The 11,194-nt window shown below is 42.4% G+C and carries 14 protein-coding genes; 7 read left to right on the top strand and 7 right to left on the bottom strand.

Features of this window, described 5'->3' with window-relative positions; all coding sequences use genetic code 11:
• Positions 1-8: 8 nt before the first annotated feature.
• Positions 9-485: an RNA pyrophosphohydrolase gene (locus AWW72_RS17005; protein ID WP_004656060.1), complete on the bottom strand. Its 477-nt coding sequence runs from the start codon at positions 483-485 to the stop codon at positions 9-11.
• 183 nt (positions 486-668) lie between these two features.
• Between AWW72_RS17005 and AWW72_RS17000 the strand changes: the two genes are divergently transcribed.
• Complete coding sequence (locus AWW72_RS17000; protein ID WP_004774231.1) at positions 669-1,319, top strand: HAD family hydrolase; 651 nt, start codon at positions 669-671, stop codon at positions 1,317-1,319.
• Positions 1,320-1,417: 98 nt separating this feature from the next.
• On the opposite strand, the gene AWW72_RS16995 is transcribed toward AWW72_RS17000, so the two are convergent.
• Together AWW72_RS16995 and AWW72_RS16990 are read right to left on the bottom strand one after the other, a co-directional pair.
• A complete protein-coding gene (locus AWW72_RS16995; RefSeq protein WP_004774233.1) occupies positions 1,418-2,281 on the bottom strand; it encodes a LysR family transcriptional regulator in 864 nt (287 codons plus the stop codon).
• 52 nt (positions 2,282-2,333) lie between these two features.
• Entirely contained in the window at positions 2,334-2,540 is a 207-nt protein-coding gene (locus AWW72_RS16990) for a DUF2061 domain-containing protein (RefSeq protein WP_004774234.1), read from the bottom strand.
• Between the two features lie 344 nt (positions 2,541-2,884).
• On the opposite strand from AWW72_RS16990, the gene leuC reads away from it, so the two are divergent.
• The 4 genes from leuC to leuB all read left to right on the top strand — a co-directional run bounded on the left by leuC (position 2,885) and on the right by leuB (position 6,806).
• Positions 2,885-4,303: a 3-isopropylmalate dehydratase large subunit gene (leuC, locus tag AWW72_RS16985; protein WP_004774237.1), complete on the top strand. Its 1,419-nt coding sequence runs from the start codon at positions 2,885-2,887 to the stop codon at positions 4,301-4,303.
• Between the two features lie 12 nt (positions 4,304-4,315).
• Positions 4,316-4,966, top strand: a complete 651-nt coding sequence (leuD, locus tag AWW72_RS16980) for a 3-isopropylmalate dehydratase small subunit (protein WP_004774238.1) — start codon at positions 4,316-4,318, stop codon at positions 4,964-4,966.
• A 135-nt stretch (positions 4,967-5,101) separates the two neighbouring features.
• Positions 5,102-5,680: a hypothetical protein gene (locus AWW72_RS16975; protein WP_004774240.1), complete on the top strand. Its 579-nt coding sequence runs from the start codon at positions 5,102-5,104 to the stop codon at positions 5,678-5,680.
• 46 nt (positions 5,681-5,726) lie between these two features.
• On the top strand, positions 5,727-6,806 hold the full coding sequence (gene leuB, locus AWW72_RS16970; RefSeq protein ID WP_062848099.1) for a 3-isopropylmalate dehydrogenase: 1,080 nt from the start codon (positions 5,727-5,729) through the stop codon (positions 6,804-6,806).
• Between the two features lie 52 nt (positions 6,807-6,858).
• Here the strand turns inward: leuB and AWW72_RS16965 are convergent, their stop codons facing one another.
• On the bottom strand, positions 6,859-7,269 hold the full coding sequence (locus AWW72_RS16965) for a hypothetical protein (protein WP_004774243.1): 411 nt from the start codon (positions 7,267-7,269) through the stop codon (positions 6,859-6,861).
• Between the two features lie 152 nt (positions 7,270-7,421).
• Between AWW72_RS16965 and AWW72_RS16960 the strand changes: the two genes are divergently transcribed.
• Entirely contained in the window at positions 7,422-7,793 is a 372-nt protein-coding gene (locus AWW72_RS16960; protein WP_004774245.1) for a lysozyme inhibitor LprI family protein, read from the top strand.
• Between the two features lie 72 nt (positions 7,794-7,865).
• Here the strand turns inward: AWW72_RS16960 and infA are convergent, their stop codons facing one another.
• On the bottom strand, positions 7,866-8,087 hold the full coding sequence (gene infA, locus AWW72_RS16955) for a translation initiation factor IF-1 (protein ID WP_001284370.1): 222 nt from the start codon (positions 8,085-8,087) through the stop codon (positions 7,866-7,868).
• A 230-nt stretch (positions 8,088-8,317) separates the two neighbouring features.
• Between infA and AWW72_RS16950 the strand changes: the two genes are divergently transcribed.
• The gene (locus tag AWW72_RS16950) at positions 8,318-9,325 is read left to right on the top strand and encodes an AraC family transcriptional regulator (protein WP_004774248.1); all 1,008 of its coding nucleotides are present in this window, start codon (positions 8,318-8,320) and stop codon (positions 9,323-9,325) included.
• 65 nt (positions 9,326-9,390) lie between these two features.
• Here AWW72_RS16950 and truA read toward each other — a convergent pair whose 3' ends face one another.
• On the bottom strand, positions 9,391-10,188 hold the full coding sequence (truA, locus tag AWW72_RS16945) for a tRNA pseudouridine(38-40) synthase TruA (protein WP_004774249.1): 798 nt from the start codon (positions 10,186-10,188) through the stop codon (positions 9,391-9,393).
• A 15-nt stretch (positions 10,189-10,203) separates the two neighbouring features.
• A complete protein-coding gene (locus tag AWW72_RS16940) occupies positions 10,204-11,172 on the bottom strand; it encodes an asparaginase domain-containing protein (protein ID WP_171254743.1) in 969 nt (322 codons plus the stop codon).
• Between the last annotated feature and the right edge of the window lie 22 nt (positions 11,173-11,194).

Below are 11,194 nucleotides of genomic sequence, written 5' to 3'. Positions count from 1 at the left end.
TATGACAATTAACGCTGAGGTAGTTGTAAACATAATTCCATCATGGCTTTACGGTAAACATCACGTTTGAAGTTGACCACTTGACCCAATGGGTACCAGTAACTCACCCATTGCCATTCATCGAACTCGGGTGGGTCTGACAGGTTTAACTGAATATGATGAGGCGAGGCCGTTAACTTCAGTAAAAACCATTTTTGCTTTTGTCCAATACATACCGGATCTGAATCTGACCGAATGTACCGATGTGGCAAACGATAACGCAGCCAACCTTTTGTTTGCGCTATAATCTGGACGTGTTCGGGCAATAAACCGACTTCTTCTCTCAGTTCACGAAAAAGTGCCTGTTCAGGGGTTTCACCAAATTGGATCCCTCCTTGTGGAAATTGCCAAGCATTGTGACCAATGCGCTTTGCCCATAAAACCTGTCCGTCATCGTTTGCCAAAATGATCCCGACGTTGGGTCGGAAACCTTCTGAGTCGATCATTTGGCTACCTAAATTTTATCTATATCGTTGACTTTGATCTCGGGGACAGACTATCTTCCATGTCCAACTCGAAAAAGGTCAAAGTAAAATGTTTAAATTGCTATGATCTTAACGAATTTTTAGTGACTTACGGAAATAGATTTACGTTTTTTTTCTTTAATTTGCATTTAAATGAGCATTTATATGAAATTGGCTTTGTTTGATTTAGATCATACCCTGTTAAATACCGATTCTGACCATTCATGGGGCGAGTTTTTGGTCAGTGAAGCTTTGGTTGATCCTGTTCATCATCGTCAAATGAACGACAAATTTTACGAAGACTATAAAGCAGGGCAACTGGATCCGATTGCCTATAATGAATTTGTTTTTGAATTTCTCACCAAGCACGACAATCACTATTTAACTGAATTACATCAGTTGTTTATGCAAAAAGTCATTCGTCCACAAATGCGTCCAAAAGGATTTGATGCGATTAAAAAGCATCAGGATCTCGGGCATGCCATTGTGGGGATTACCGCGACCAGTGATTTTATTACCGCGCCGATTTTCCGTGAGTTTGGTATTACGGAAATTATCGCCACCAGTGCTGAAGTGGTTGATGGTAAATACACAGGCAAGGTCACAGGAATTCCATGTTATCAAAAAGGTAAGCTGGCACGTCTGGATCAATGGCTGGCTGGACGTACCGTAGATGAATCTTGGGCTTATTCAGATTCGATCAATGACCGTTTCTTGCTGGAATATGCGACCCATGCGATTGCCGTCAATCCAGATGACCGTTTAGAAAAATTGGCGCAAGAGCAGGCTTGGGAAATTCAGGACTGGTCAATCTAAGGTCTCTATATCCCTGTCTATTTTGAAGAATATAAAAAACCTCCCATAAGTGGAGGTTTTTTATTGTATGAATGTTTCTACAGCAAAGGATGGATTATTTATCCTACCTGCATCATCCGAATCAGCTCCTCAGCCGCTTTAGACTGGATGCGAGCTGGATGCCAGACCATACCAAGTTGGCGTTGCATATCCAGCTGTAGATCCAGCTGTTTTAAATCCTGATTGACCAGTGTTTTGGGTAAAACAGACCAGCCTAAACCAATCGATACCAACATGCGGATGGATTCTAACGGATTGTTACTCATGGTGATTTTTGGCTTGAGATTATTCTTTTCAAATTCTGCCAAAGTAATCTGACTGGTATAGGTTTGTGCTGCTGGTAATAAGCTTGGATAAGCTATCAGGTCTTCGAGCTTAAGCTGAGTTTGCTGTGCCAAGGGATGGAAGGGCGCGGTAACAAATACCAACGGATCATTCCAGATGGTGACATAGTTGAGCCGATCATCTCCGACTGGAGGTAAGGTTAAAAAGGCCAGTTCTAGTTCGCCTGCCAATACCTGTTCATGCGCCTGTTCAGAATCGACAAAATGGACATCTAAGGTGACTTGAGGAAAATGCTGAACAAAATTTTTAAGTGGCTCAGCTAGGTGATGTAAACCGATATGGTGACTGGTACCAATCTTGAGACGACCTTGTACCTGTGCCTGTTCATGACTCAGGGTATGATGAATCTCACCCAGTTTATTCAGCCAGGTTTGGACTTTGGGCAATAGAGAATGTGCTGCATGGGTCGGTTGAATGCCACGACCTGCGGACTCAAATAGCTTGACGCCAAAGTAGTCTTCCAAGCTATGAATCCGTTTGGTCACTGCAGGCTGGGTAATAAATAATTGTTCTGCTGCAATAGAAATTGAACCAGTTTCCATCACTTTTACAAATGCTTCAAAAGCTGCGAGGTTCATACACGCTTATCCGGGAGAGATTTTAAATTGGTTTTATGTGCAATTTTTTGAATTAGAAATAATTCCAGACTTTTTCATGAAAGAAAAAAGCAAAGGCTTGTACTGTTGGCTCAATCAAACTTAAGGTTGCCGCCATGATCCAATTGCCTGTAATGATATATGCAACGAGCATCGCCACACTAATATGCATGATGTAATAACTCAAGGTTTTTTTCAAAGTCCTACTATTATTCATTACGAATTGTTGAATATTTGACATCGGCTTCACCCTACAGAATCTCTATTTAATTAAATAATAATCATTATCATTTGAAATGTAAAAAAGAAATTTCAATTTATGATGATTGTTTTTATAAATAGAATGAACATTCACTTAAATATGATTAAAAAAAATGACATTAAAGTTAAGATCAGGCAGGATCAGATTGATTTCGCATGCTTTTCATTTGAAAGCACAAAGATGAGCCGAGAAGAAAATTTATCATTCCAAAAAGTTTGTTAATTTATAAAAATGATAAATTAGATTTATGTAAAAGCATTGCTATAATCAATTCAAGATAAAAAATACCCAGTCCGATGGCAAGCACGATGGAGAGCGACGACATGGCAGGCAAAACTTTGTACGACAAATTATGGGATGACCATTTAGTAAAACAACGCGATGATGGTTCTAGCCTTATTTATATTGATCGTCATTTATTGCATGAAGTGACCAGCCCTCAGGCATTTGAAGGCTTACAACTTGCTGGTCGTCAACCGTGGCGTTTAAGTGCCAATGTTGCAACCCCTGACCATAACGTACCGACTTCTAAAAAAGAGCGTGAACAGGGTATCGCTGGGATTGAAGATGATACTTCTCGTATTCAGGTTCAGACTTTAGACGATAACTGTAAAACATTTAATATCGTTGAATTCGGTATTAATGACATACGCCAAGGCATCGCGCATGTTGTTGGGCCAGAGCAAGGTTTGACTTTACCAGGTATGACGGTGGTGTGTGGTGACTCGCATACCGCAACGCATGGTGCCTTTGGTTGTTTGGCACATGGTATTGGGACTTCAGAAGTTGAACATGTATTGGCAACGCAATGCTTGGTACAGAAGAAATCGAAAAACATGTTGGTGCGTGTCGATGGCGTGTTGGGCAAGGGCGTAACTTCTAAAGACGTGGTCTTGGCGATTATCGGCAAAATTGGTACTGCAGGTGGTACAGGCTATGCCATCGAGTTTGGTGGGCAAGTGTTCCGCGACATGTCAATCGAAGGCCGTATGACGGTATGTAATATGGCGATTGAAGCCGGTGCTCGTGTGGGAATGGTGGCTGTTGATGACAAAACCATTGCCTATGTCAAAGATCGTAACTATGCGCCAACAGGTGAACAGTGGGATCAGGCAGTTGAATACTGGAATACTTTGCATTCAGACGAAGATGCGGTATTTGATGCGGTAGTTGTATTGAATGGTGCCGAGATTGAACCACAAGTGTCTTGGGGAACCTCGCCAGAAATGGTCATTCCAGTGACACAAGCCGTGCCAACTTTAGAGCAAGCTAAAGATGACGTACAACGCAATGACTGGACGCGTGCTTATCAATATATGGGTTTAACAGCTGGACAAGCCTTGGCTGATATTCAGTTAGATCGCGTATTTATTGGTTCATGTACCAATTCACGTATTGAAGATATCCGTGCTGCTGCCGACGTGGTAAAAGGTCGTAAAGTGGCTGCGAGTATCAAGCAGGCCATGATCGTTCCGGGTTCTGGTTTGGTGAAACAGCAGGCGGAACAGGAAGGTTTGGATCAGATTTTCTTGGAAGCGGGTTTTGAATGGCGTGAACCAGGTTGTTCAATGTGCTTGGCGATGAATGCCGATAAACTACAACCCGGCGAGCATTGTGCCTCGACTTCAAACCGTAATTTTGAAGGTCGTCAGGGCAATGGTGGACGTACCCATTTGGTGAGTCCAGCGATGGCGGCTGCGGCAGCAATTGCAGGCCATTTTGTTGATGTTCGTTCATTCTAAGGGAGCAGAATCATGAAAAAATATACTGTAGAGCAAGGTATTGTTGCACCTTTAGATCGTGCCAATGTTGATACCGACTTGATTATTCCAAAACAGTTTTTGAAATCAATTAAACGTACTGGTTTTGGCGACAATTTATTTGATGAGTTGCGCTATTTGGATGAAGGTTATTTGGGACAAGACATTAGCAAACGTCCAAAAAATCCTGATTTCGTTTTAAATAAACCGCGTTATCAAGGTTCTAGTATTTTATTGGCACGTACCAATTTTGGTTGTGGCTCAAGCCGTGAGCATGCGCCGTGGGCATTGAGTGAATATGGTTTCCGTACCGTGATTGCACCAAGCTTTGCCGATATTTTCTTTAATAACTGTTTTAAAAATGGCATGTTGCCTGTGATCTTGTCTGAACAGATTGTGGATCAGTTATTTAAAGAATGTGCTGAAAATGAAGGTTATCAGTTAACGATTGATTTGGATGCTCAGGAAGTTCGTACGCCAACAGGTGAAGCATTTAAATTTGAAGTTGATCCATTCCGTAAACATTGTTTATTGAATGGCTTGGATGATATCGGCTTAACTTTACAGGTTGCAGACGATATTCGTGCCTATGAAGCGAAAGCAAAACAGGCGCGTCCTTGGGTCTTTCAGGACATTCAGGCTTAATTTGAGTGGATGAAATTACACTTCGTCTTGGACATTTTTAACATAGCCATAGCGCAGACATTGAACTCTTGTTAACATGCTAGCGAATAATTTTTTGCTTACATGTTAACAAGGCATGAGGACTGGGCTTGAATAATGAGAAGAAGACTCGCTCGCAGTATTTTACTGTGTCTATGTGTTGGTACGACTTTAACCGCGTGTCAAAATGCACCGAACGTGGTTGATCAGGTTCGTATTGCACAGAACATGCTGGAAAGTAAGGCGGACAACACGACTTTATATTGTTCAGGCGTTGAGAATTGTGAGTTTGAACGAATCGGGGATATTGCGGTAATCGATGCAAAGACCCACCGGATCAGCCAGCAGGCAATGGGACGGGGGATTGTTCGATTACATGGTTCGGTATTCAGCCGAAAGCAGCAGGTGTATTTAAGCGTACCTGCCAAGCAATATGAAGTTGTCATTCGTTTCTATCCTATTTCTCCAGACCGTGCAGAAACTTTCCATGTCATTCATGCGTTTAAACCGCATGTGCGCTATACCTTTAAAATGTATCGAGACAGAACACATCGCTCTTCAGGCAGCTTACTTAAAGTTTCTGTACCTGATCCGCTATGTGTAGATTTACAGCAAGAGCAACATACCATTCGCCGCTTCTGCCGTCCTTTTGATGTCAGTACAGGTTTAGGCGAGTTTGTTGAGAAAAAGGTTTAATCGGCTCGCAGTGTCAAAACTGCTTATATGAAAACTGGAAAAGTAGATGTCTAAACATATTTTAATTTTAGCGGGTGATGGCATTGGTCCTGAAATCGTAGCTGCAGCGGAACAGGTTTTAACCAAGGTCAATCATAAATTTAATCTAGGTTTGACATGGGAACATGGTTTACTCGGTGGTTCAGCAATTGATGCACATGGCGAACCGTATCCAGCTGTGACCAGCGAACAAGCAAAAAAAGCCGATGCCATTCTACTTGGTGCTGTGGGTGGTCCTAAATGGGATAGCATTGAGCGCTCAATTCGTCCAGAACGTGGTTTGTTGAAAATCCGTAGTGAATTAAATTTATTCGCTAATCTTCGTCCAGCAATCTTGTATCCGCAATTGGCTGATGCTTCTAGCTTGAAGCCAGAAATTGTAGCGGGTCTGGATATTCTCATCGTTCGTGAATTAACTGGCGGGATCTATTTTGGTCAACCGCGTGGTATTCGTGAACTGGAAAATGGCGAGAAACAGGGTTATAACACCGATGTTTACTCAGAAAGCGAAATCAAGCGTATCGCTAAGGTTGCTTTTGAACTGGCTGGATTACGCGGTGGAAAAGTATGTTCGGTCGATAAAGCCAACGTACTTGAAGTGACTGAGTTGTGGAAGCAAACGGTGACTGATTTACAGCAAGCTCAATATTCAAATATTCAGTTATCACATATGTATGTTGATAATGCAGCGATGCAACTGGTGCGTGCACCAAAGCAATTTGATGTCATCGTAACAGGTAATCTGTTTGGCGATATCCTGTCTGACGAAGCAGCAATGTTGACTGGTTCAATTGGCATGTTGCCTTCGGCTTCTTTAGATGAAAATGGCAAAGGCATGTATGAACCATGTCATGGTTCTGCTCCTGATATCGCAGGACAGAATATTGCCAATCCATTGGCGACCGTGCTGTCAGTTGCGATGATGCTACGTTATACCTTCCGTGAAGAAGCGGCTGCCAAAGCGATTGAAGATGCTGTAGGTCAGGTGCTGGATCAAGGTTTACGTACTGCCGACATTATGTCTGAAGGTATGGCCAAAGTGGGTACAGATGCGATGGGTGAGGCAGTTGTTTCTGCGCTGAACTAATCTGTATTGAAAGCAAAAACGCAGCAATTGCTGCGTTTTTTTATTTGGCTGTTTAGCAAGCTTTACCTTCATAACGTATGGCGCGGGCGATTTGCTGCTGATCCAGTTCGAAGATGATATGACAATAGAAATTCACATCATAAGATTGCTGGCTGGTTGAGATCGATCCTAATCGTACTGAGCCACTGGTTGGTGAGCTCGGATCTCCATAAGCCTGTGCAATCGGAACGGGAATATTAATCGGCCGAAGGACAGTAAAAACCAAACTTTCTTTGCTTCTCTGAGGTTGTTTTAAGGTCTGGAAGCCTAAACTTCGTAAGTTGAGGTTTTGCTGGATCTGATCAGCGGATTGGCCCACATAAGGCTGTAAATAGTCTTGCAGTTGTACAGATCGCCATCCTGCGGTTGTGCATCCTTGTAAACCTAAAATGAAAGCAGCCAAATATATTTTATAATTTGCCATTTTATTTTCCTTAATTTTTAGCCCATCTCTCTATTCTAACGATATAGACAAACAAAGACAAAAACGTACAAACTTGTCTACTTTTGGGTAATACTAAAGAGAAGCAAAATATGCTTAGATGAGCCCGAGAGTTAAGAGATGTGGAAAGTTTGATGCACAGGTTAATATTCGGATTGATGGGTAGTGTGATGGCGACACTAAGTTATGCGGATAATTGTGATAAGACACGTAATGGTTATGATGATGTTTACTGTACCAATAAAGTCTATATGAGTGCGGATACGGATTTAAATAAAAACTATCAACTATTACGCAAATACCTGAATGAAACACAAGAAAAAATTTTGAAGAAATCCCAGTTGGCGTGGGTCCGTTATCGCGATGTTGAGTGTAGTGAAGACCTGCAAAGCACGGCGAATATTCAATGTCGTTTGAATATGACCCAAGACCGTAACAACTGGCTACAAGAGCGCTTACGTGAGTGTGAAGCGGGTGCGTGTAAAACTACACGCTTAAGTGAATAAGTTCTGCTTCTGGCCTGTTGAAATAAAAAAAGCCACATAAAGATGTGGCTTTTTTGCATTCACTAATCTGACTTAGCGTGCACGATAAGTGATACGACCCTTGGTTAAATCATAAGGTGTCATTTCAACTTTTACACTGTCACCTGTCAAAATACGAATATAGTGTTTACGCATTTTACCAGAAATGTGAGCAATAACTTCGTGACCGTTTTCTAAACGTACACGGAACATCGTATTAGGAAGCGTTTCGGTGACAACGCCTTCGAACTCAATGAGTTCCTCTTTATTGGCCATAGCCTACCTGATGATCAAATTGGGAAGGCGCAAATTATAGTCAATTTATTTAAAATTTACAAGATCAAGTCGCGGTAAGGCTGTCAGATATTAACCGAAAGAAACTGTCGGACAATTTGGGATTTTTTTTAACAAAATAAGCAGAATATTGTTGTCAGTTTGGTCAATCAACGTTAATCTAAAATTGTTGTTCATTGTCATAATAACGTATCTACAGGGAAGGGCACTGCGTGGGTCAGCTAACAGATGCATCAGTTGTATTGCGCTTTGGTTATCAGGCAATTCGTAAAGCAGGATTACCAACCGAAGAGATTTTAACAAAAGCCGGCGTGGCGCTAAATCAGGTTGATACCAATGCGAGAACGCCACTGAGTGCACAAAATGCCTTCTGGATTGCGGCACAGGACGTGAGTAAAGATCCAGATATTGGATTACATCTCGGCGAGCATTTGCCTTTATACCGTGGGCAAGTCATTGAACACTTATTTATCAGTAGTGAAACTTTTGGTGAAGGCTTAAAGCGCGCTTTGGCTTACCAGCGTCTAATTAGTGATGCCTTTGATGCCAAGTTGATTATTGAAGATGGTCGTTGCTATTTGACCAATGGCGAACAGTTCTGGTCGGATAATTTGGTCAATCGCCATTTTTCTGAATGTGCCATGTCTGGCATTTTACGTTTCTTTAAATTTATTACCGAAGGGCAGTTTGAGCCGATCTACATTGATTTTAATTTCAGTGAAGGCGCTGCTGATGATGAATATTTCAGAGTTTATGGTTGCCCAGTCAGCTTAGGACAAAAAGAAACTCGTCTTTATTTTGATGCTGCGGTACTGGACTATCCATTGTGGCAAGCTGAGCCAGAATTACTGCAATTGCACGAGCAACTGGCGATTGAGAAATTACAGGAGCTTGCGCGATACGATCTGGTTGGTGAAGTGCGCCGTGCGATAGGTTCAACTCTGGAAAGTGGTGAAACGACACTGGAAACAGTCGCTGCACAATTGAATATCACGCCGCGTCGTTTAAGAACGCAACTGAGTGAAGCCAATACCAGCTTTCAGCAAATTCTTTCAGACTATCGTTGTCGTCTGGCGAAAAAACTTTTGGCGAATACCAGTGAAAGTGTAGAACGTATTGTGTATTTAACCGGTTTTTCTGAGCCAAGTACTTTCTATCGGGCTTTTAAGCGCTGGACCAATGAAACGCCTGTTGAATATCGTAAGCGTAAACAGCGTTAATTTCTTTAAAATGAAAAAAGCCTGATCAAATCGATTAGGCTTTTTTATGTGCTTAGTGCATTGCATTATTCAGGTAGGTTTAACCATTGAGGCCCTAATGGCATCTTCGGTAATTCAAACTCATCTGGATAATAGGCCTGAATAAAATAGAGACCATCGGAAGGGGCGGTAATACCGGCAGCGGTACGATCTTCTGCTGCAAACATGGTATCGATATGGTCGATGTCATACATGCCTTGACCGATTTCAAGCAGGCAGCCCATGATGTTGCGTACCATGTGATGTAAGAACCCATCTGCCTGAATATCTAAAACTAAATAACGGCCATGCTCAAACAAGCGGCAATGTTTTACATGACGCACAGGTTGATTCGACTGACACGCCGCAGCACGGAAGGTTTCGAAATTATGTGTTCCTTCAAATTTGGATGCAGCCGCAATCATTTTCTGGACATCAAGTGTTTGGTAAAGATGCGTGACTTGCTTGTATAGCAATGCAGGGCGAGTAGGGGCGTTGTACACCACATAACGATAACGACGCGCTACTGCTTTAAAACGGGCATGGAAATTCTCATCCATGCATTTAATCCACTGAATGGAAATATCTTTGGGAAGTTGGCTGTTGGCACCACGAATCCAGCCAAGTTCTGGACGGATCGCTTCGGTATCAAAATGCGCCACCATATTGGTTGCATGCACCCCTGCATCGGTACGGCCCGCGCCATGTAACACGATGGGTTCATTGGCAATGGTACTCAACACTTTTTCTACGGTTTCCTGAACAGTGATCACGCCAGCCTGTTGGGTTTGCCAACCACGGTATTGAGTACCGCAAAATTCAATACCAATTGCATAACGTTGCATGTTCTAACCTCAATATTAGTGTTGATGCCAATGTTCGAACCATTGTTCGTGGGTCGGGTATTTTAAATACATTTGCAGGGCTTTTGCATATAAATCGGCATGGCTATGGCAATCATTGACCAAAACTTTGGCAGATTGAATCCATGAGCTGACTGCATAACGCTGATCCAGCTGCCCGAAGGTGACCTGTGTACTAATAATTGGCAGACATTGTTTCTGATAAAAAGTGTCGAATAATGCAAGAATTTCATCATTGACGGCAATATTGCCTGTTCCGAAACCTTGTAAAACCAGAAAGTCTGGTGGAGCAGTTACAAGATTTTTTAACTGCATGATGAGCTGCTCTTTTGCAATCGGCTGTAACATCAGATTGAGCATGCTCAGTTGTGCTGCTTTTTCGATATGCTCATTGTGGATGACAAAAGGATCAGCCGTGGTCTTGCAACTTTGCTCTGCCTTGATCCCGACAAATGCATCCAGCTCAGTTGTATGTGCTTTTAGCGTGGTTTGGGCATGGAAAATTTGTTGATGAAAGGCCAGATACACACCGCTTGCTAAACTCAATACCTGCTCTAGGGCCAGATATAAGTTACCGATAGCATCAGTAAACTCGCGTGTGTCATTGCCTTCAATATTCAGTAATGGATATTGGCTGCCCGTAATAATCGCATGGCAAGAATGGCCTAAGAACCGTGCCAGTGTAGCGGCAGCATAACTGAGCGTATCCGTACCGTGAATAATCACAAAATGCTGGAAGCCATTCAGTTGTAGCTGCTGGATTTGTTGGACCAGTTTGAGCCAATCGGTTGCAGTACAGGCGCTGCTGTCTTTAATACTGGGTGCAGCGAAGCATTCGACCTGTAAATGTGGTGGGATCACCTTGCCAAGTAGCGGTAAAAAGTCCTGTTCTGGCATTGGCATTAACGGTTCGCTAATACAGCCAAAAGTTCCACCCATATAGATTAAAGCGATTTTTTTCATCATAAAAAAAGCAGTCTTAGAGACT

It is taken from the genome of Acinetobacter sp. NRRL B-65365 (assembly GCF_001605865.1).
GTDB lineage: Bacteria > Pseudomonadota > Gammaproteobacteria > Pseudomonadales > Moraxellaceae > Acinetobacter > Acinetobacter vivianii.
The sequence above is the reverse complement of the archived record's forward strand: the minus strand, read 5'-3'. Positions and strand labels throughout refer to the sequence as shown.